A 21,862-nucleotide genomic window follows, 5' to 3' on the forward strand; every position below is an offset into this window, starting at 1 on the left:
TTAAAGCTATTCTTATTTTTTCTCTTTCAAAGTTCCTTTTAAAACCTTTAGTTTTCCATCAATAGGCTGATCAGATTTTAATCCTAAAACTTCGGCAACCAAAGGATAAACGTTAACGTTGGTAAATTCATTGATTACCAGATTATTTTTGAATTCAGGTCCCCATGCATAGAATATTGCCTTCATTTCAGGAACAATCTTTGGATTATAGCCATGCTTACCTACAGATGTTTTCTTGCCTTTTTCTAAAAATATTTTGGGGGCATTTGGAATCAGAAGGATCTGTCCTATCCTGCCATATCTGTCATCTTTGGTCGCAAAATGCAGGTATTTGGGCAGCTTCTTATCAAGATACACTTCATAATCGACTGTTCTATTGGCTTTGAGGCCTTTATAAACGGCTTTAACCTCAGCAGGATCCTTGACATATACTCTAAGCAAGGTCTGGGAATTGTAAAAATCGAATCTGTTTTTATCAAGAAGCATAGCCGGAATGTCTAATGGAGCTCCACCATCCACTTTTATCATTCCATGATCGGAAACAAAAATAAAGTTGACATTTTTCAGCCCAAGGTTATTGACTTTCTGAACAAGCTCTCCAATTGCATCATCAATCAAATGTACGGCACTTTCTGTTTCCGGACTATCCGGGCCGTAATGATGGCCACTTCCGTCAACTTCCGGGAAATACAGGGAAATAAAATGTGGCCTTTTTTCCTCAGGAAGCTTCAGCCAGTTCACAACCTTATCCACTTTTTCGGAAGGTTTAAATTTTTCATGATACGGATAATAATAGGAAGGCCTCATTCCTCCTGCATTGCTTGCAGAGCCTACCCACATTAGAGAAGCTGAAACCACTCCCTGCTTTTCAGCCAATGACCACAGCGGAGTTCCTCCATACCAGCTGCCGTCTTCAGCATTCTTCTTATTGTTCATCGCATACGGCTCTTTTCTTTTGTAATCATAAAAGAAATTATCGATCAGCCCGTGATGGGAGGGATAAAGCCCGGTGATCAGGCTCCAGTGATTGGGAAACGTAATGCTTGGATAGCTTGGGATCATTGCGTCGGCCTGAACCCCATTAGCGGACAGCTTCAGAAGATTTTCAGCATTATATTTTTTCGCGTAATCATACCGAAAACCATCGGTAGAAATCATGATCACATAAGGTTTTGTTTGGGCTTCAGCACTGTTCGTTCGGCCGGGAACAACTATCTGAGCAGTATCTATATGTGTATGTTGAGCAGAGATGACCAAAGAAAAAAACAGCAGCAAAATTTGTATTCCTCGCTTCATTATTAAAATTTTCGGCAAAGTTACGGTCTCTACTGCTTCCGGGAAAGTTTATAAGATTAAAAGTATATTAAAACAGATTAAATTTTAAATATCCTTCTTCATTTCAAACTGGGACACCCAATTTTTAAGTCCGGCTGCATTTAAAAAGGCAGAAGTATTTTCCGAAGTATCATCTACATTGTTTACAGAGACAGCCTGCCCTCCGTTCATTTGCCCGATTGTACCCAAAAGTTTTGTACCAATCCCCTGCCTTCTGGAATTTTGATCAACAGCAATCTGATAGACTTTTTTAACGGCAGGATTGTAAATGATATATCCTTTAAGCTGCTCATCTTTATACGCTCCCAAAATTGTACAGCTTTGACGAATATGTTCAAGTACCATTATCGAGCTTTGCCATGATGGCTCTATATCCCAGAAAGACTGGAATATTTCCCATTGTACATTTTCAATCTCTTTTATTGAAATATTAATACTCTTTTCTTCAAGGTTAATAATTCCATTAAAACACAACAGCTTCCGTACTATTTTGAAACCTAAATTCTCATATGCCCTGATAGCTGGATTATTACCTTCGATTACTTCAAGGGTTAACATATCCGTTTTTCTTTCCCTGAATACCGGAAGAATATAATCATACATTTTTCTTACCAGCCCCTGTCCTCTAAATTCCGGGACAACGCCAGTTCCTCCATTATATGCTATACGTTTTCCGTCTTCCTCTTTTTCGGCATTAAGAATAAATCCTGCCAGCTTTCCGGATTCAAATGCCCCTACAGACAGGTTCAAATCTATTTTGTCCGCTATAATTTTCAATTCAAGCTGTTCCCGTGACAGGTGAAAGGGAACAATATAATCTGAAAAGGACCTGTTAAACACAGATAAAAGTTCATCTGTAGAAATATTATTTAAATTTCCGATCTCCATAGCTTATTGTATATCTAAACCCATCAAAGGTATAAAAAACGTTCAGTATTAAGGAAATACAGTATCCAAATAACGTTAATAAAAAAATGCCTCCGGTATCGAAGGCATTTGGATGAGTTATATATTTTTATCAATGCTTATTCTTTAATCAGTTTCTCATAAGACAGGTTTCCATCTTTCAGAGTGATTTCAAGATAATAGATGCCGGGTTTAAGATCTCTTACATCTATACTTTCTCCGTCCGGTTTTACAGATCTCACTTTTCTTCCTGCCGATTCATAAATATCAATAGATTTTATTTTATCTACATTTTTAAACGTTACGGTTTCTTTCGATGGGTTTGGATAAAAAACAACTTTTTTATTTGTCATTTCAGTATCATTTACCCCTAATACGGAAGTAAAAGATGCAGTAGCATATCCAACATTGGCTGTTCCGCCGTGAGGACCAACCGTAGTAGTTGCAGAAGCAGGTCTAGGGCCTGCAAAACTTATTGAATTGGTAGTTGCATAAGGCATTTGATAGTCATTAGGATCTGAATTGGTCAAAGCCCTTGTTAAAGTTAATGTTCTTACAGATCCGGCAACAACATCACTTACTATTGTCCAGTCTTGTGAACTGTCTAATGGAGGCTGTACAAATCCTGTAAAATTTCTGTCCGTAAGTTTGGGAGTTGTTACCGCAGAATAGACCACAGCATCTCCTGCCGACATGCTAAATCCTGCACTAACACCAATTCCTAAACCAAACCATCTGTCAGAAGGGCCTTTCAATACCAAGGTTACTGTAGATGTTGTATTGTCAAGAGTAAAATTTGCAGTTATCCCAATATTAGGGGATAAAGGTACGTCACCTGTAGTTTTTTGCTGCGAAATGCCCAAAAAACTGATTAATAGAAAAGAAAAGAGTACAATGTTTTTCATATTTTAATTTTTTAGTTGGTTGATAAGTTCTGGATTTTTTGATAAAACGGCATATTCAAAGGCTGTATTTCCCTGTTTATCTTTTACCGTTTTATTTGCTTTATATTTTACAAGAAGTTTCACCATTTCTGTATTTCCCAATTTCGAAGCAAAAATAAGCGGTGTCGTTCCCTGTGAATCTATTGTATTTATATCTGATTTATGATCTAATAATTCCTGAGCTAATTTTATATCTCCTTTAAATACAGCGGCCATGAGCGCAGTTCCCATCGAAGAATTATAATCAATATCTTTTACAGTGTCCATCAAAAATTCAGCCACTTCGGTATTGCCTCTGTAGCACGCCAAGATAAGAGGGGAAAAGCCACTTTCATTGGTTTTGTTGATGATATCCGGATCCTGTTTCATAAGATCTTTCACTTCGGCTACCGTACCGCTTCTGGCAATATCAAATATTGATTTTACTTTTTCCTGGGCAGACATCATAGAAGAACCCAGAAAAATACTTATGATAAAGATGATATTTTTCATTGTTTTGTCATTACGTAATTGTATTCTACATTGACACTTTCAGCGATCTTTTTGGTTACCATTTTCGGGATAGTCACCTTGTGATCTGCAGGTCTTGCCACAAAGTTCCCCTGCATATAGATCTTCCCATCTTTGCTGTAAATAGTAGCCGTGGAAGAAACCGCCTTATCCACACCATGAAAATTAAGGGTTCCCTGAACAGTATATTTCTGTGGCGAAGCTGCAAGTTTTGTTTTATCAAAATTTACGATCTTCCCTTTGAAAGTTGCTTTGGGATATTTTGCTGTTTCTGCATAGCTTTCATTAAAATGCTCCTCCATTAGTTTGGTTTTAAAATGAAAGTTTTTCACGACTGAAACGGAAGCCATTTCTCCATTGTCTGCATTCAGAATAACAACATTATTATCATCCTTAGCATACACGTCTTCAAATAGCGGCACGGATGCTTCAAAGGTTACCCGGCCTGTTTTAGAACTGTATTTCTGGGCTGAAGCAAAGCCTGTGAAAAACAGTATGCTTCCTATTAATGCTAATCTTTTCATATCAAATATTTTTAATTTTCAGCAAGCCCGTCGGCTTTCCATTTTATGAAGGTATTAATCTGTGTCTGAGATAAGGATCCGCCCTGTGGCATTTTTTCCGGGTCTCCATTAGGCCTCTGTATCCTGTCGAGGATACCATCAATATTGTTTTTTACGTCTGTATAGGTTGTGAGGGGCTTAAAGCTTCCTGCAGCATGGCATCCGATACAGTTATTGTCAACGATTGATTTTACGTCAGAATTATATTTTACAGTCACTGTAATTGGGGTAGTATCTGAAATCTCTTCATAAGTCCTGCTGTCACAAGCAATAAACAGGGAGGCTGATGATAATAGGTATAATATCTTTTTCATCTTAAAAAACTCTGTAAAGGTTAAACCCAAAGAAAATCTGCCCTTTTCCCCACTTTCCTACCGCATTGGAAAGATATCCTATATCTGAATTGATCTGGGAATTCGAAAATAAAAGCTGGAAAACATGCCCCCCTGTTTCTATATCCATCCCAAGTGACAGAGGATTTTTATAGAAACTGTGATCATCGAAATTCACAAAATATTCTGCATTAATAGAAATTCTTTTGGAAATTTTATAACGGCCGCCTAATCCGGCCAGAAACTGATTTTTATCTTCAATAGCCGGATCATAAAGATTTTTATGAATATAGGAAGGAGTCAGCTGCAAAGAAAACTTTTCATTGAACCTTCTTGAGATCAGGGCCTGTGTAAGATAAGAAAGCCTGTCACTGAATCTGAGATGGGGATAATTGTCCTTATCCAGATCTGTGTTTAAAGCCATTACGTTATAGCCTACGATCTCTGCGGGAAAATTTTCTGACTGCTTTACAAGCTTATACTTTACAGCGCCTTCAAATGTTTTCATGTTTGTCTCCCTGGAAAGGCTGACTGAAATACCATCTGTAACACCGTAAATAACCCCTAGTTTGGTAGAAGCATCATCCAGCCCGAAAAAGTTTTTAAATCCTGTACTAATGTCTCCGAAACGGTGAGCCACAATAATGTACCACTCATTTTTAGCAGAGAGTTTTGTGGATTGTCCCGTGACGATCTGCAGGGCTTTAAAAGCTGGCTGTGAAGTTGATGTAGTTGTTTTGAGAGTGTCAATATCTTTTAGCAGATCTTCCTGTGCTGAGACAAGACCTGAGGCCAATACCGACAAAAATAAGAGAGTTTTTGTCATATACAATTGCATTAATTATGATATGACAAACTTATTGAGTTATCGATTCAAAAGTGTGTGATAAAAGTCACCATAAGAATTGTTTTTATCAATGATAAAAATAAAATAATTAAAACTTCATATATTAGACAGGTCTAACATTTTCATTTACAAGGATTTTGATTCCTTCTTTGGTCTGAAGAATTTCGCCTTCGTTTTCAATCTTTTTCAAAACCCTGCTTACAACCTCTCTGGAAGTGCCCAAATTGTTGGCTATTTCACGATGCGTGATCTTTAAAGGGTTGTTTCCGGTAGCTGAAATCTGCTGACGGATATAGTTCAAAACTCTTTTATCGAGCCTGTGAAATACGGCATCATTCACCATATTCATTATATCTGAGAAACGTCTATCATATTCATGATAAAATACCCTGTTGAGCTCAGGAAAACGGATCAGCCAACCATGGATAACAGAAACAGGAATCAGGATCACTTCAGATTCTTCTTCTGCAACAGCATATACCCTGCTTGTATAATCTGTAAAAATGGATGAAAAAGTCATCAGGCAGCTGTCATTGGGTTTAATATAGTAGTAAATCAGTTCTCTACCATCATTGAGGGTAAAGACTTTTATAGACCCTTTAATGAGAAAAGGAACATATTTATTTTTTTGTCCTTCCCTGATAATTTCTGTTTTTGATTTTATTTCAGTAATAATCGCATTCGCATGCAGCTCATTTAAAAAATCATCCCCCAAAAACCCAAATTTGCTAAGGATAAATTGGTTATTTATCATATCTTCTATATTGTTTTCAAAGCAAATATATAAAATTGGCTAATTGATATTATCAGAAAAAAAATATTCTTTAATTATCTGATAAAAACTTAACAGTTTATTGATAAATAAATATTAAACAAAAATGATGATCCAGCTTAAACTGTGGTTCAAATTCCGGTTTTCTTTTTTTCAGTTTTCAACTATATATGGGAATAAAAAATGCCTCAAATAAATTTGAGGCATTCTTATGTATTGTAAGAAATATCTTAAGCTTGTACGTTGTTCCCACCTAATACGAAAGGCTCAACTTCTTTGATTTCTCCAAATTGCTGCTCGTAGTTAGTGATGTTTTGTTGAAGAGCAGAAAGTACTCTCTTAGCGTGAAGTGGAGCAAGAATGATTCTTGATCTTACTTTAGCCTGTTGTACACCTGGCATTAATTGGATGAAATCTACAACGAATTCAGATGGAGAGTGGTTTACCAATGCTAAGTTAGCATATACTCCAGCAGCTACCATTTCGTTTAATTCGATGTTGATGTTTCCATCTTGAGGATTTTGATTGTTGTCCATTGTTATAAATTATGTTTTTTAAATTCGAAATTTGAGATTGTGAAAATATAAAAATAAATCCAAACCTCAAATTTCAAATCATTAATTTTAGTTAAGGTCTTCAAATTCTTTTTTAGAACCTACAATTACATTCTGGTATTCTTTAAGACCTGTACCTGCAGGGATTCTGTGTCCTACAATTACATTTTCTTTAAGGCCACTTAAGAAGTCTACTTTACCAGCAACAGCTGCTTCGTTCAGAACTTTAGTAGTTTCCTGGAATGATGCTGCAGACATGAATGACTTAGTCTGAAGAGCTGCTCTTGTAATACCCTGCAATACAGGCGTTGCTGTAGCAGGAAGTGCTTCTCTTACTTCAACTAAAGCCTGATCTTCACGCTTCAACTTAGAGTTTTCATCTCTTAATTCTCTTGCAGTAATCATCTGACCTGGCTTGAATTCTTTAGAATCACCAGCTTCAACTACTACTTTAAGACCGAATACCCTGTTGTTTTCTTCCAGGAAGTCAAATTTATGTTCTAGTGCACCTTCAAGGAACTGAGTATCACCTCCATCTACGATAGATACTTTTGTCATCATCTGTCTTACGATGATTTCGAAATGCTTATCGTCTATTTTTACCCCCTGAAGACGGTAAACTTCCTGAATTTCATTTACTAAATATTCCTGAACTGCAGTTGGGCCTTTGATTCTTAAGATATCATCCGGTGTGATTGAACCGTCAGAAAGTGGCGAACCAGCTCTTACGAAGTCATTCTCCTGAACAAGGATCTGGTTGGAAAGTTTTACAAGATAAATCTTTCTTTCGCCAGTTTTAGCTTCAACAATAAGTTCACGGTTACCTCTCTTGATTTTTCCGTAAGAAACTACCCCATCGATTTCAGTAACAACCGCCGGGTTTGAAGGGTTTCTTGCTTCGAATAATTCGGTAACTCTCGGAAGACCTCCGGTGATATCCCCTGCTTTTGCAGATTTTCTTGGGATCTTGATCAAGACTTTACCAGCCTTAATTTTTTCACCATCGTTTACCATTAAGTGGGCTCCTACCGGTAAGTTGTAACCTTTCTGCTCAACTCCTTTAGAATCTACCACTTTCAGAGTAGGTACGGCTTTCTTATTTCTGGATTCAGAGATTACTTTCTCTTCGAATCCTGTTTGTTCATCAATTTCAAGCTGGAATGAAATACCCTGGATGATATCCTCGTATTCTACTTTACCAGCAGTTTCAGCAATAATTACCGCGTTATACGGATCCCATTTTGCAATAAGATCACCTTTCTTCACTTTATCACCGGATTTAACTACTAACTGGGAACCGTAAGGTACGTTAGTAATCATTAATGGTGTTCTCTGCTCATTATCGGTAACCAATCTGAATTCTGTTGTACGGGAAACTACCACTTCTGCAGTATTACCGTTTTCATCTTCAGAAGTAATTGTTCTTACTTCGTCCAATTCTACGATACCGTCTCTTCTTGCAACAATAGATGGGTTTTCTGAAACGTTCGTGGATACACCCCCTTGGTGGAAGGTTCTCAACGTAAGCTGAGTACCAGGCTCCCCAATGGACTGTGCAGCAATTACACCTACTGCTTCACCCATATGAATCATTTTACCTGTTGCTAAGTTTCTACCGTAACATTTCGCACAGATCCCTTTCTTAGTTTCACAAGTAAGTGGAGAACGAACTTCCACAAATTCCAGTCCGGCTGCTTCAATTCTCTTGGCTAATGCTTCATTAATTACCTGATCTGCCTCAGCGATTAACTCGTCTGTTTCAGGATCATAGATGTTATGAAGAGAAACTCTACCTAAGATTCTTTCGGAGATCTTTTCAACGATCTCGTCATTCTTCTTCAGTGCAGTAACTTCAGTACCTCTTAAAGTACCACAGTCGTCCTCGGTAACGATAACGTCCTGAGCAACGTCTACCAATCTTCTTGTTAAGTAACCGGCATCGGCTGTTTTAAGAGCGGTATCCGCAAGACCTTTACGGGCACCGTGAGTAGAGATAAAGTACTCAAGGATGGAAAGACCTTCTTTAAAGTTTGCCAGGATCGGGTTTTCAATAATTTCCGCACCGGTAGAACCAGCTTTCTGCGGTTTTGCCATCAAACCTCTCATCCCTGATAACTGACGGATCTGTTCTTTGGAACCCCTCGCACCAGAATCAAGCATCATATATACAGAGTTGAATCCACCTTGATCGGTTTTCATTCTACCCATGATCATTTCAGTTAATCCGGCGTTGGTGTTTGTCCAAACGTCAATTACCTGGTTATAACGTTCTGTATCTGTAATCAGACCCATGTTATAGTTGGCTCTAATTTCGTCAACAGTTTCAATAGATGTAGCAATCATTTTCTTTTTCTCAACGGGAACAACGATGTCACCTAATGAGAATGAAAGACCTCCTTTGAATGCATTTGAATATCCTAAATCTTTCATTGCATCTAGGAACTTCACAGTTGTAGGGAAATCTGTATCAGCAAGTACTTTACCAATAACATTTCTTAATGATTTCTTAGTAAGAAGTTCATTAATATATCCTGACTGCTTAGGCACGATCTGGTTGAATAAGATTCTACCTACAGAAGTTTCGATCAATTTTGTTGTAATTTGACCATCTTCTTTAACTGGCAGTCTACATCTTACCTTAGCGTTTAATGAAACTCTACCTTCAGCATAAGCGATTTCCGCTTCTTCCGGAGAATAGAATGCTAAACCTTCTCCTAAAACTTTTTTCTCCTCCGTAGAACTTAATTCTTTGGTCATGAAATAAAGACCAAGAACCATGTCCTGAGAAGGTACGGTAATAGGAGAACCGTTTGCAGGGTTCAGGATGTTCTGAGAACCTAGCATCAATAACTGAGCTTCAAGGATCGCTTCAGGGCCTAACGGTAAGTGTACCGCCATCTGGTCACCATCGAAATCGGCGTTGAATGCTGTTGTTACCAACGGGTGAAGCTGAATAGCCTTACCTTCGATCATCTTAGGCTGGAATGCCTGGATACCCAGTCTGTGAAGAGTAGGTGCTCTGTTCAGTAGAACAGGGTGACCTTTCATCACGTTTTCAAGGATATCATATACTACAGGCTCTTTTCTGTCGATGATTCTCTTTGCAGATTTCACAGTTTTTACAATACCTCTTTCAATCAGTTTTCTGATGATGAACGGCTTGTAAAGCTCTGCTGCCATATCTTTAGGAATACCGCATTCGTGAAGCTGTAAGTTTGGACCTACAACAATTACGGAACGCGCAGAGTAGTCAACCCTTTTCCCTAGTAAGTTCTGACGGAAACGACCCTGCTTACCTTTCAATGAATCAGAAAGTGATTTCAATGGTCTGTTTGATTCAGATTTTACAGCAGAAGATTTTCTTGTATTATCGAATAATGAATCTACTGATTCCTGAAGCATACGCTTCTCGTTTCTCAAGATTACTTCCGGAGCTTTGATCTCCAATAGTCTTTTCAGACGGTTGTTTCTGATAATAACTCTTCTGTAAAGGTCATTTAAGTCAGAAGTTGCAAAACGTCCTCCATCCAACGGAACCAATGGTCTCAGCTCTGGTGGTATTACAGGAAGCACACGCATAATCATCCACTCCGGTCTGTTGATCATTCTTGTATTGGCACCTCTTAATGCCTCTACAACGTTCAATCTTTTAAGAGCTTCAGTTCTTCTTTGCTTGGAACCTTCATTGTGAGCTTTGTGTCTTAAATCGAAAGACAATGCATCAAGATCGATTCTTTTTAACAGATCTTCAACAGCTTCAGCACCCATTCTGGCGATGAATTTGTTTGGATCGGAATCATCAAGATACTGGTTTTCCACAGGAAGAGTTTCCATGATGTCAAGGTACTCTTCTTCTGTAAGGAACTCCATGTTATCGAAGTCGGAACCGTCTAATTTTTTAGCAATACCCTGCTGAATCACTACATATCTTTCGTAGTAGATGATCATGTCTAATTTCTTAGAGGGAATTCCTAAAAGGTAACCGATCTTATTCGGTAATGAACGGAAATACCAGATGTGCGCGATAGGCACTACAAGGTTGATGTGTCCGATTCTCTCTCTTCTTACTTTTTTCTCAGTAACTTCTACTCCACAACGGTCACAAACGATCCCTTTGTAACGAATTCTCTTGTATTTACCACAAGCACATTCGTAATCCTTTACCGGACCAAAGATTTTTTCACAGAACAAACCGTCTCTTTCAGGTTTGTGTGTTCTGTAGTTAATAGTTTCCGGCTTTAAGACTTCCCCTCTTGATTCCTGAAGAATCGATTCTGGTGAAGCTAAACCGATGGTTATTTTATTAAATCTACTTGATTTATTTTTATTTGACATAATTTAATTTTTGATTAAAAGATTAAAAGATTGAAAGATTTAAAATCACTTTCGCTCTTATCATCTCAGAGTTAATTAATTCTTTAATTTTTTAATAATTAAATCTTTTAATTACTCCTCCAATCTTACATCAAGTCCAAGTCCTTGTAACTCGTGAAGTAATACGTTGAATGATTCCGGAATACCTGGTTCAGGCATCGATTCACCTTTTGCAATTGCTTCATAAGTTTTTGCTCTACCAATCACGTCATCCGACTTCACAGTCAGAATCTCTCTCAAGATATTTGATGCTCCGAATGCTTCAAGAGCCCAAACCTCCATCTCTCCGAATCTCTGACCTCCGAACTGAGCTTTACCTCCTAACGGCTGCTGAGTAATCAATGAGTAAGGACCAATAGAACGTGCATGCATCTTATCATCAACCATGTGTCCTAGTTTCAGCATATAAATAATACCTACTGTAGCCGGCTGAGTAAATCTTTCTCCGGTACCACCATCATAAAGGTGAGTGTTACCGAATTTAGGAAGACCAGCTTTTTCTGTATATTCAGTGATCTGATCCAGACTTGCCCCATCAAAAATTGGTGTAGCGAACTTCATTCCCAGTTTCTGACCAGCCCATCCAAGAACTGTTTCATAGATCTGTCCGATGTTCATACGGGAAGGTACCCCTAGTGGATTTAATACGATATCTACCGGTGTTCCGTCTTCAAGGAATGGCATATCTTCTTCACGAACGATTCTTGAAACGATACCTTTGTTACCGTGACGTCCTGCCATTTTATCCCCTACATTCAACTTACGTTTTTTAGCGATATATACTTTAGCCAGCTTCATGATCCCTGCAGGAAGCTCATCTCCGATAGAAATAGCAAATTTCTCACGGTTTTTAACGCCCTGAATATCGTTGAACTTGATTTTATAGTTATGAATTAATTGTTTTACCAATTCATTCTTATCATTATCTACAGTCCAGTCTGCACCGCTTACATTAACGTAATCTTCAACTGAAGTCAATAATTTATGAGTGAATTTCACACCTTTACCGATGATTTCTTCATCAAGGTCGTTGGTAACTCCCTGAGAAGTTTTACCACCTACCAGTGTATTTAATTTTTCAATTAAAGTGTTTCTTAACTCATCAAACTTAGCCTTGTAAGTGTTTTCAATTTCTTCAAGTTTAAGTTTTTCTTCAGTTCTTTTCTTTTTATCTTTAATGTTTCTGGAGAACAGTTTTTTGTTGATCACAACTCCTCTTAGTGAAGAATCCGCTTTTAATGAAGCGTCTTTTACATCACCGGCTTTGTCACCAAAAATTGCTCTAAGAAGTTTCTCTTCCGGAGTTGGGTCAGATTCACCTTTTGGAGTAATCTTACCGATCATAATATCACCAGGCTTCACTTCAGCACCGATTCTGATCATACCATTCTCGTCAAGATCTTTAGTTGCTTCTTCAGAAACGTTAGGAATATCTGCTGTCAATTCTTCCATACCAAGTTTGGTATCACGAACTTCAAGTGAATATTCATCTACGTGGATTGAAGTAAACCAGTCTTCACGTACAACTTTTTCGTTGATTACGATTGCATCCTCAAAGTTGTATCCTTTCCAAGGCATGAAGGCTACCACTAAGTTTCTACCAAGAGCTAATTCTCCGTTTTCAGTAGCATAGCCGTCACAAAGCACCTGTCCTTTCTGCACTGTTTCACCTACTCTTACGTTTGGTCTAAGTGTAATCGTTGTACTCTGGTTGGTTTTTCTGAACTTAGTAAGGTGGTATGTTTTAGTGGCAGACTCGAATTGTACTAAATCTTCGTCAGCACTTCTTTCATATTTGATGGTAATTTTATCAGCATCTACGTATTCTACAACACCTGTACCTTCTGCATTGATCAAGATTCTTGAATCTTTAGCAACCTGCTGTTCCAGACCTGTACCAACGATTGGAGCTTGTGGCTTCAATAAAGGAACAGCCTGACGCATCATGTTTGATCCCATCAATGCACGGTTTGCATCATCATGTTCCAGGAATGGAATTAATGAAGCTGAAATACCGGAAATTTGGTTTGGCGCAACGTCGATAAGGTTAACCTGAGAAGGTTCAACTACCGGATAGTCACCATCCAATCTTGCGATAATTCTGTCTGTTAAGAATTCTCCGCCATCGTTCAACTCTACGTTAGCCTGAGCAATTACTTTATCTTCTTCGTCTTCTGCATTAAGATAAATAGGATCTGCATTAAGATCTACTTTACTGTTTTCTACTTTTCTGTATGGTGTTTCAATGAAACCTAAGGTATTGATTTTAGCATAAATACCTAAAGATGAAATCAAACCAATGTTTGGTCCTTCCGGAGTTTCAATCGGACAAATTCTTCCGTAATGGGTATGGTGAACGTCACGAACCTCGAAACCTGCTCTTTCTCTTGATAGACCACCAGGCCCTAGTGCAGAAAGTCTACGCTTGTGCGTGATCTCTGAAAGCGGGTTAGTCTGGTCCATGAACTGAGAAAGCTGGTTGGTACCGAAGAACGAGTTAATTACCGATGTTAATGTTTTAGCATTTACAAGATCAAGTGGAGTAAAGATTTCGTTATCTCTAACGTTCATTCTTTCTTTGATTGTTCTTGCAATTCTTGAAAGACCTACACCGAACTGCCCGGCCAATTGCTCTCCAACAGTTTTAATTCTTCTGTTTGACAAGTGGTCAATATCATCAACCTCAGCTTTAGAGTTCACAAGCTCGATCAAGTGTCTTACGATAGCAATGATATCTTCTTTTGTAAGAACCTCAGTTGTAGTAGGAATGTTAAGACCTAACTTTTTGTTCAGTCTGTAACGTCCAACTTCACCAAGTGAATATCTTTGTTCGGAGAAGAACAATTTCTCAATGATTCCTCTTGCTGTTTCCTCATCTGGCGGATCTGCATTTCTTAACTGACGGTAGATGTACTCTACAGCTTCTTTTTCAGAGTTTGTAGGGTCTTTCTGTAATGTATTCTGGATGATAGAGAATTCATTGCTGTTTTCTTTGTGAATCAGGATAGATTTCACACCAGCATCAAGAATAAGATCTAAATGTTCTTTTTCAAGAATTGTTTCTCTGTCCAGGATGATTTCGTTTCTTTCGATAGAAACTACTTCACCTGTATCTTCGTCTACGAAATCTTCGAACCAAGTGTTCAATACTCTCGCAGCCAATGTTCTTCCTTCTACTTTCTTAAGGGCAGCTTTAGAAACTTTCACTTCTTCAGCAAGGTCAAAGATCTGAAGGATATCCTTATCAGATTCATAACCGATCGCTCTTAAAAGGGTAGTTAATGGTAACTTTTTCTTACGGTCGATATACGCGTACATTACGCTATTGATATCTGTCGTAAATTCCATCCAAGATCCTTTGAAAGGGATAATTCTTGAATAATACAGTTTAGTTCCGTTTGCGTGGTAAGTCTGTCCGAAGAATACACCAGGTGAACGGTGAAGCTGCGTAACAATAACTCTCTCTGCACCATTGATGATGAAAGATCCACTAGGCGTCATATAAGGAACCGGGCCTAAATACACATCCTGAACCACAGTCTGGAAATCCTCGTGCTCAGGGTCTGTACAATACAATTTAAGTCTTGCTTTAAGAGGGACTGAATACGTCAATCCTCTTTCCACACACTCGTTAATTGAATAACGTGGAGAATCTACCAGATAATCAAGGAATTCCAATACGAACTGATTTCTAGAATCGGTGATCGGGAAGTTTTCCTGGAAGGTTCTGTATAAACCTTCGTCTGTTCTGTCTTCTGGAAGGGTATCAAGCTGGAAAAAATCTCTGAAAGACTCAAGCTGGATGTCCAGGAAGTCCGGAGTGATGATTTTTCCTTTAGCTGATGAGAAGTTAATTCTCTGATTCCCCCTTGTAGTTGCTGTTGTTTTACTCATAAAACTTTTAAGAAAGGGTTAAAAAATATTTTGATTCATTAAAAAATATCAGAAGAAGACAAAAGAAAAAAGGTGAAAGGAAAAGAATATGTAAGAAAATTTTGGCGCAATCATCGGTCTATTCTTTGTTCTTTTACTCTAAAAAATCTTTAATCTAACTTCTAACTGCAACGCTGGTATATCTTTTCACAGCGTAATGCAAAATATTTTCATTTACTTTTGAGGCAGAATTTGCCGCAGTGTCTATATATGAGAAACCTCCTTCATTATTTCATGAAAGAGCTGATTTCCAATATTTTATAGATTTACAAACAATTATTCGCGCCAAAAGAGGGACAAAGGTACAAAATTTCATCCACACAGACAAATAAAACCTCTTCATTTTGAGATCGTTAAAACGTATCCAAATAAAAAAGGCCATCCCGCGGGACAGCCTTTTATTATATTATAATTCCGAAATTATTTTACAATGATCTTATAAGACTTCGTTGTTGATTTAGTTTCGATTTTCACGATGTAAATACCTGCAGGTAGTGAAGCTGTATTAATTTCAGCATTACCAGAGAATTTACCTGATTTGATCAACTGTCCTTGAGCAGAGAACAATGTATAAGTTCCTTCTTCTCCAGATTTAACATTAAGGTTTTCACCTGATTTTACCGGATTAGGGTATACACGGATATCATTTGCAGTTGAAGTAACATCAGAGGTGATTCCCCTTGCATCTTCTTTCATCAATCCGCTCTTTAACATAGCAGCGTAAGGAGATAATGGAGAATTAGGCGCTCCTCTCTTTACAAGATCTGTATCTACAACAGCCTGGATACCATCTTTATCTGTATCATTGATTCTAGAGATAAATCCTGCCCCAAAATCATCTAAGTTATCTTTACCGATAGCCCACAGATCATAATCAACCCCGTTTGAATTTAAGTCAACAAAATCTGGCTTATCATCACCGTCTGTATTCTTAAGAGGATATTTCAATACTCCAGAATCCGGAGAAGTTTCTAAAATATCTGCAATACCATTACTTCCTACTGCAACATTGCTATCAATAATACCATTACGATCTGTATCGATTTGGCTGATTACTGATGCTGGGATACCAGATTCAAATAAATCTAAAATAGCATCATTATCAGAATCTAAATCCAGGTAGCTGGAAATTCCATCTCCCAATACCTGAACTGGCCCAAACACTCCTTCTGTATCATCATCTTCAAATTTACCATTTCCGTCAAGGTCTTCCAATGCATCTGTAATTCCATCATTATCAGAATCAAGATCACATGCATCCACAATTCCATCACCATCCGTATCAATACTAGGAGACTTATCATTTACTGCTGTACATCCTTCTGCACAATCAGGAATACCGTTCCCGTTATTATCAATACTGTCATTACCGTTAGGACACTGATCGAAGCAGTTTGGCACTCCGTCGTTATCATCATCTCTACTTGCAAACGCATTATAGATATAATAGTTCTGAGGGATACGTACTCCTGTACCGCTGTAGAACGTAACTTTAATACGATTGAAAGGCTTAGTTGCCTTACCTCCTACATAAAATTTATTAGAATCTGTAGTGAAGAAATTTCCACTGATCAAACTTCCTGTACTTGTGAAAGTATCTGTCTGAGTATTATTATTGTAAAGGGTTACTGTAATATTTTCAAGAACACTTACCCCAATCAGGTTCGCAGCTTTTTCCAATGTGAATCCAGCATATGTATTAGCAGGAAGCAAACTGTTAGTGCTTACTGTTGCATAAGCAGAGAAAATACTTAAAAATGAAGCAGCTGGAATAGTTGCTGTAGCATAATTAGATGTATTGGTATCTACAATAGCTGACGGATTTACCATTTTTGCTAAAATAAGACCAAACAGTCCAGGGCCGGAAGTCCAGCTACTTCCTGATACTATGTTTCCCGGAATTGCAGAACCGCTTGTCTGAATTTTGTCATTACAATCACAAGATGCAGGCTCCTCAAATGCATAATACACTTTCAAAGCTCCGATGTTAACCCCTAAAGTCTGTGTAACTTTCAAGCGTACTTCGTTAAAAGGCTTAGAAGCCGTAAGTGTCACTTTCTGTTTTCCTGAACCAAAACCTAAAACTTTAATATTAATAAGTCCTCCTCCGTCAGATAATGTTCTGGAATCCTGAAGCTGACCATATAAATAAGTTTCTACAGTGATATTTTTCAGAAATTCTGCGCTTAAAAGTTTTCCTTCATCATCTGGAGAGATTACAAAACCTGTTCTGTTTCCTGCAGGATAAACCTGATTTTTGTCTAATACACCTACTGAATAAGATCCAAGAAGCCCAGCCGGCAATACAATTGATCCGTAAGAATTTTTATCTCCGTCTCCTATTCTTTCTTTATTCTGAACAAAAGAAAGCGGAGCAAGGAAACTGCTGCTTCCTGATACGTTTCCATCTACACCGCTTCCTGCGATAATATCATCACAGATACCATTGGTATCAACAGGAACTTTAGTAGGATCAAATGCAAAGGCATAATACACATTCATTGCACTGAATATAGACAGCACATTGGTTTGGTACAATCTTACTTCGTCAAACTCCCTGGTTGTCTTAAAGTGAAGGAAAATTCTGTTTTTAGCACCTCCAAATGCAGGAACTGACAATAAAGTACTGCTTGTAGTAGATTCCTGAAGTACACCATTTTTGTATGTACTGATTCTTAGTGAACTCAACAGATCTACTGTAATAAAGCTTGTTCCCAGATCCACATTGAAACCTGTGATATAACCTGCAGGATAAGTAGTATTTGTATTTTTCACAGAAATACCGTTACCGCTTACCAAAGAAGCAAAGTTTCCCATGTTTACACTGTTGTCTAAATTAGCATCTACAACAGGATTCATACTTCCATTATAGCACGCCAGACAAATACCTGAATTATTTACAGGTTTGGCTTCTACTCCCATCCCTCGGATAGGTTCATAACCTTTTTGAGCAGTTACTGCTGCAGACATCATAAATATCATCAGCATTACCGCAAATTTCTCGAATAATTTTTTTGCCATTTTTTTGTTATTTTGTTGTTTATTTTTTTATTAAAGTTTGTGTTCTTCAATTAATTATAGAGTCTGCCACCCGTACGAAGTGCTATTAATTTGTCTGCAGCCAACAAAATTGCCGGATGTTACCCCCAGTACAGTTGCCACTTCATATATTATTGATCCAGCATTCGATGCATCACACGTCGGTCTTGTAGCAGAAGATTTTATCTGAACAGCCTTACTCACTTCCAAATCCGCATAGTTTGTTGAACTCGGGCTTACATTTATTCCCACATCAGTTAGCGTTGTACCTACAGCTCCCTGCCCTGAAAACACATGGGCATTATTGGCATAAGTTGACTGGTTAGCCAGTGATGTCCCGCCAATTCCAATCGCGATAGCTCCTGAAGTTCCGCTCACATTATTATTGCTTCCAAAAGCAAAATTATTTAAGGTCACAACATTGTTAGCTCCAAAAGCAAATCCTCCATTAGTAGCATTATTTGTATGCCCCACTGCTATAGCAATTGAATTCCCTGTTGTATTAAAAGCCCCAAAAGCGAAATTATTTGATGATACTGCAGTATTTGATGTTCCAAATACTTTTCCTCCTCCTGTTGCTGTATTTAATGCCCCTATTGCTACCGACGGAAAATTTGCGCCTGTAGTAGTAGCTGTATTTCCTTTTCCCAATGCTATATTATTTGATGTACTGTTAATAACATTTGCACTTCCCCAGGATAGATTCGAAGCATTTTCGCCTCCTCCTGAAAGACCACCAGCAGCATCAAGAACCGCATGTACTTTATTGGCGCTTATCATTACGAGATCAGCAACTCCTTTAGGCCCCAGATAATTGGCAGAAGCCGGAACAGCTCCCAAAACTTCTGTGGTAGTAGAAATTTCCCCTACCGCATTTCCTTTAATCTGCCATTCTGTACCCGTTTGTTTCTGCCATATTGCTCCATCAAAATAATAATATCCCGGAGCCGTCACATTAATTGTTGAGCCCGAAGGAGTAGCGTTAATAGACAGCACATATACTAAAGCTCCTGTCTGAGCAGCTGCATACGTCTTTGCAGCCAGCTGACTTAGCGAAAGTCTTGGTGCAATGATACCATCAGGCTTATTTGTATTTGTCGGAAATCCGACCACGTCCAATGTAGCCTGAGGAAGGCCGGTATTAATTCCAACCTGTGCGTTTATAAGACATCCTGTAAAGGATAAAACCGCGAGTGTTAATAATTTGTTTTTCATTGAAATGATATTTGTTGTTTTTTTATGTTTATGTTTTTTTAGAGAATACAGAAACCTCCATCCAATAGTACATAGCGTGTACTAAATCCAACCTGTGCATCTATAAGGTAATCCTATAAGATACCCTCCACGTGTACTGGTAATTGTTTTCGTTAAAATAATTGGAAATATCTGCTTTGGTATGATTAAGATAATTTATCCGGAAACTTAATTATAAAATCAAAACCTTCCCAAACCTTGGGATTTTCAACAGAACGTATCGGTTTATGCTGTTGTACAATTTCTGCATCTCTATATAGCAAGCCCTGATGCCTATCAGCATACAGCTTATTTATTACTACAGAAGCATTACTAACAACAGAGGCCTTATCTTTTTCTGAATATCCTGTAAACTCACCTGTTTTGCAAAATGAGCAGGATGATACAGCAGCGTTCTGTACTGCTAAAGATGTGGCATTGAGATTTCCTATCTGCCATGCAAACAACATATTCATACAATATGCTATAGCATAGCCATAGAAGATAAAGTAACTTCTTTTCAAATTATGTATGTGTTTTTTTTCGATACAAATATAGTAAATTTTCAATTAAAACAACTTTTTAATATTAAATTTTAATTAAAAATAAACAATTCTACAAATAATAAATATTCAATTATGTTAATTTATGCGAAATACATAATAATAATTAAATATTAAAACATATAAATCAATAATATTTAAATACTTTAATAAATTATATTGATTTTTAGATTGTTATAAAAACAAAGAAGCCCGGACATTACTGTCCGGGCTTCTCATTTTATGGTAAATTGAATTATTTCAATTCTACTTCAGCACCAGCTTCTTCTAATTGCTTTTTAAGAGCTTCAGCTTCGTCTTTAGAAATTCCTTGCTTGATAGCAGCAGGAGCTCCGTCTACGATATCTTTAGCTTCTTTAAGTCCAGCACCAGTTAAATCTTTTACTAATTTAACGATAGCCAATTTAGAAGCACCTGCAGACTTAAGAATTACATCGAATTCTGTTTTTTCTTCAGCAGCTTCACCTGCACCACCTGCAGCAACTACTACAGCAGCAGCAGCTGGCTCAATTCCGTACTCATCCTTAAGGATAGTAGCTAATTCGTTTACGTCTTTTACTGTTAGGTTTACTAGCGTTTCAGCTAAATTTTTTAAATCTGACATTGTTGTAATGTTTTTGTTGATTATTTATTTAATTTTTTGAGAGTAATTATTCAGCAGCTGGCGTTTCGTCAGTGCTTTCTGCAGCTGGAGCTTCCGGAGCCTCAGCAGCAGGAGTTTCTTCTACAGCAGGTGCAGCTTCTTCAGCTGTAGCCTCTACTGTTTCAGATTTGTTTTGAAGAGCAGAAACAACTCTTTGAATTGGAGACTGAAGTAATCCGATGATTTCACCGATCATTTCTTCTCTAGACTTAATGCTTACTAAAGCATCAAGGTTGTTGTCACCAACATAGAAAGTTTCCTGTACAAAAGCAGACTTCAAAGCCGGCTTTTCTTCTTTTTTTCTAAAGTCTTTGATTAATTTTGCAGGAGCACTAGCTGTTTCAGCAATCATCAAAGCAGAATTTCCTTTGAATGTTTGGAACATTTCAGAGAAATCTACTCCGTCAATTTGCTCCATTGCTTTTTGTAAAAGTGTGTTTTTCACCACTTTCACTTTGATATTCTGCTTGAAAGCCTGTCTTCTGAAATCAGAAGATTTAGCAGCGTTCAAACCGTCTAAATCTGCTACATAAACTACTTTCGCATCCTGAAGCAAATCTTTGATCTCTTGTATTGCTACAACTTTTTGGTCTTTTGTCATTGTCTTAAGGATTATTATTAGTTAACAGATTTACTATCAATTGCAATACCTGGGCTCATGGTAGAAGACAAATAAATGCTCTTCACATAAGTACCTTTAGCAGCAGTTGGTTTCATTTTGATCAATGTAGAAATTAATTCCTGAGCATTTTCTTTGATTTTAACAGCATCAAAAGATACTTTACCAATACCGGCATGGATAATACCATACTTGTCTACTTTGAAATCAATTTTACCTGCTTTTACTTCAGTTACTGCTTTACCAATTTCCATAGTTACAGTTCCTGATTTAGGGTTAGGCATAAGACCTCTTGGTCCTAATACTCTACCTAATGGACCTAATTTACCCATAACAGCTGGCATAGTAACGATAACGTCAACATCTGTCCAGCCTTCTTTTATTTTTTGTAAATATTCGTCAAGACCTACATAATCAGCTCCAGCTTCTTTCGCTTCAGCTTCTTTATCTGGTGTAACCAATGCTAAAACTTTAACATCTTTACCAGTTCCATGAGGAAGAGATACTACACCTCTTACCATTTGGTTTGCTTTTCTTGGATCTACACCCAATCTTACAGCGATATCTACAGAAGCATCAAACTTTGTAGTGTTTACTTCTTTTACAAGAGCAGAACCTTCTTCAAGGTTATAGATTCTTCCTTTTTCTACTTTGCTTAAAGCTTCCTTTTGCTTTTTAGTTAATTTTGCCATTTC

The 21,862-nt window shown here is 37.7% G+C and carries 17 protein-coding genes; all 17 read right to left on the bottom strand.

Translation table 11 applies throughout. The features are described from left to right. Positions 1-12 precede the first annotated feature (12 nt). Positions 13-1,296 carry an alkaline phosphatase family protein gene (locus J2T03_RS18850; protein WP_307220893.1) on the bottom strand — a complete coding sequence of 428 codons (1,284 nt, stop codon included), beginning with the start codon at positions 1,294-1,296 and terminating at the stop codon, positions 13-15. Positions 1,297-1,380: 84 nt separating this feature from the next. Next, entirely contained in the window at positions 1,381-2,223 is an 843-nt protein-coding gene (locus J2T03_RS18855; protein ID WP_307220895.1) for a GNAT family N-acetyltransferase, read from the bottom strand. Between the two features lie 137 nt (positions 2,224-2,360). Further along, a complete protein-coding gene (locus tag J2T03_RS18860) occupies positions 2,361-3,146 on the bottom strand; it encodes a T9SS type A sorting domain-containing protein (RefSeq protein ID WP_307220897.1) in 786 nt (261 codons plus the stop codon). 3 nt (positions 3,147-3,149) lie between these two features. Then, positions 3,150-3,677: an ankyrin repeat domain-containing protein gene (locus J2T03_RS18865; RefSeq protein WP_306845157.1), complete on the bottom strand. Its 528-nt coding sequence runs from the start codon at positions 3,675-3,677 to the stop codon at positions 3,150-3,152. Further along, the gene (locus J2T03_RS18870; RefSeq protein WP_306845159.1) at positions 3,674-4,219 is read right to left on the bottom strand and encodes a YceI family protein; all 546 of its coding nucleotides are present in this window, start codon (positions 4,217-4,219) and stop codon (positions 3,674-3,676) included. Before J2T03_RS18870 ends, J2T03_RS18865 begins: the two co-directional genes overlap by 4 nt. A gap of 11 nt (positions 4,220-4,230) precedes the next feature. After that, positions 4,231-4,572, bottom strand: coding sequence for a c-type cytochrome (locus J2T03_RS18875; protein ID WP_307220899.1), 342 nt, complete (start codon positions 4,570-4,572; stop codon positions 4,231-4,233). A gap of 1 nt (position 4,573) precedes the next feature. Then, on the bottom strand, positions 4,574-5,416 hold the full coding sequence (locus tag J2T03_RS18880; RefSeq protein WP_307220900.1) for a DUF5777 family beta-barrel protein: 843 nt from the start codon (positions 5,414-5,416) through the stop codon (positions 4,574-4,576). Positions 5,417-5,540: 124 nt separating this feature from the next. Next, complete coding sequence (locus tag J2T03_RS18885; protein ID WP_306845162.1) at positions 5,541-6,191, bottom strand: Crp/Fnr family transcriptional regulator; 651 nt, start codon at positions 6,189-6,191, stop codon at positions 5,541-5,543. 248 nt (positions 6,192-6,439) lie between these two features. Then, positions 6,440-6,745, bottom strand: coding sequence for a DUF3467 domain-containing protein (locus tag J2T03_RS18890; protein WP_034702050.1), 306 nt, complete (start codon positions 6,743-6,745; stop codon positions 6,440-6,442). A gap of 87 nt (positions 6,746-6,832) precedes the next feature. Next, positions 6,833-11,098 (bottom strand): DNA-directed RNA polymerase subunit beta', encoded by a 4,266-nt coding sequence (rpoC, locus tag J2T03_RS18895; protein WP_306845165.1) that lies wholly within the window; start codon positions 11,096-11,098, stop codon positions 6,833-6,835. A 111-nt stretch (positions 11,099-11,209) separates the two neighbouring features. Next, entirely contained in the window at positions 11,210-15,031 is a 3,822-nt protein-coding gene (gene rpoB, locus J2T03_RS18900; RefSeq protein ID WP_306845167.1) for a DNA-directed RNA polymerase subunit beta, read from the bottom strand. 459 nt (positions 15,032-15,490) lie between these two features. After that, on the bottom strand, positions 15,491-18,091 hold the full coding sequence (locus J2T03_RS18905) for a T9SS type A sorting domain-containing protein (RefSeq protein ID WP_307220902.1): 2,601 nt from the start codon (positions 18,089-18,091) through the stop codon (positions 15,491-15,493). Between the two features lie 54 nt (positions 18,092-18,145). After that, positions 18,146-19,324, bottom strand: a complete 1,179-nt coding sequence (locus tag J2T03_RS18910; RefSeq protein WP_307220904.1) for a hypothetical protein — start codon at positions 19,322-19,324, stop codon at positions 18,146-18,148. A gap of 185 nt (positions 19,325-19,509) precedes the next feature. Then, complete coding sequence (locus J2T03_RS18915) at positions 19,510-19,866, bottom strand: hypothetical protein (RefSeq protein ID WP_307220906.1); 357 nt, start codon at positions 19,864-19,866, stop codon at positions 19,510-19,512. 274 nt (positions 19,867-20,140) lie between these two features. Continuing rightward, on the bottom strand, positions 20,141-20,509 hold the full coding sequence (gene rplL, locus J2T03_RS18920) for a 50S ribosomal protein L7/L12 (RefSeq protein ID WP_034723387.1): 369 nt from the start codon (positions 20,507-20,509) through the stop codon (positions 20,141-20,143). Between the two features lie 46 nt (positions 20,510-20,555). Beyond that, positions 20,556-21,149: a 50S ribosomal protein L10 gene (gene rplJ, locus J2T03_RS18925; RefSeq protein ID WP_306845174.1), complete on the bottom strand. Its 594-nt coding sequence runs from the start codon at positions 21,147-21,149 to the stop codon at positions 20,556-20,558. A gap of 17 nt (positions 21,150-21,166) precedes the next feature. Then, positions 21,167-21,859 carry a 50S ribosomal protein L1 gene (rplA, locus tag J2T03_RS18930; RefSeq protein WP_111955369.1) on the bottom strand — a complete coding sequence of 231 codons (693 nt, stop codon included), beginning with the start codon at positions 21,857-21,859 and terminating at the stop codon, positions 21,167-21,169. Positions 21,860-21,862 lie beyond the last annotated feature (3 nt).

The sequence above is a fragment of the Chryseobacterium lathyri genome (genome assembly GCF_030812195.1).
Lineage (GTDB): Bacteria > Bacteroidota > Bacteroidia > Flavobacteriales > Weeksellaceae > Chryseobacterium > Chryseobacterium lathyri_A.

Bases quoted from the DNA above. Each gene is read 5' to 3' on its own strand.
- rpoB (WP_306845167.1), bottom strand. From the start codon at position 15,031: ATGAGTAAAACAACAGCAACTACAAGGGGGAATCAGAGAATTAACTTC.
- J2T03_RS18890 (WP_034702050.1), bottom strand. From the start codon at position 6,745: ATGGACAACAATCAAAATCCTCAAGATGGAAACATCAACATCGAATTA.
- J2T03_RS18865 (WP_306845157.1), bottom strand. From the start codon at position 3,677: ATGAAAAATATCATCTTTATCATAAGTATTTTTCTGGGTTCTTCTATG.
- J2T03_RS18905 (WP_307220902.1), bottom strand. From the start codon at position 18,091: ATGGCAAAAAAATTATTCGAGAAATTTGCGGTAATGCTGATGATATTT.
- J2T03_RS18910 (WP_307220904.1), bottom strand. From the start codon at position 19,324: ATGAAAAACAAATTATTAACACTCGCGGTTTTATCCTTTACAGGATGT.
- J2T03_RS18875 (WP_307220899.1), bottom strand. From the start codon at position 4,572: ATGAAAAAGATATTATACCTATTATCATCAGCCTCCCTGTTTATTGCT.
- rplJ (WP_306845174.1), bottom strand. From the start codon at position 21,149: ATGACAAAAGACCAAAAAGTTGTAGCAATACAAGAGATCAAAGATTTG.
- J2T03_RS18860 (WP_307220897.1), bottom strand. From the start codon at position 3,146: ATGAAAAACATTGTACTCTTTTCTTTTCTATTAATCAGTTTTTTGGGC.
- J2T03_RS18870 (WP_306845159.1), bottom strand. From the start codon at position 4,219: ATGAAAAGATTAGCATTAATAGGAAGCATACTGTTTTTCACAGGCTTT.
- rpoC (WP_306845165.1), bottom strand. From the start codon at position 11,098: ATGTCAAATAAAAATAAATCAAGTAGATTTAATAAAATAACCATCGGT.
- J2T03_RS18855 (WP_307220895.1), bottom strand. From the start codon at position 2,223: ATGGAGATCGGAAATTTAAATAATATTTCTACAGATGAACTTTTATCT.
- J2T03_RS18850 (WP_307220893.1), bottom strand. From the start codon at position 1,296: ATGAAGCGAGGAATACAAATTTTGCTGCTGTTTTTTTCTTTGGTCATC.
- J2T03_RS18885 (WP_306845162.1), bottom strand. From the start codon at position 6,191: ATGATAAATAACCAATTTATCCTTAGCAAATTTGGGTTTTTGGGGGAT.
- J2T03_RS18880 (WP_307220900.1), bottom strand. From the start codon at position 5,416: ATGACAAAAACTCTCTTATTTTTGTCGGTATTGGCCTCAGGTCTTGTC.
- rplL (WP_034723387.1), bottom strand. From the start codon at position 20,509: ATGTCAGATTTAAAAAATTTAGCTGAAACGCTAGTAAACCTAACAGTA.
- rplA (WP_111955369.1), bottom strand. From the start codon at position 21,859: ATGGCAAAATTAACTAAAAAGCAAAAGGAAGCTTTAAGCAAAGTAGAA.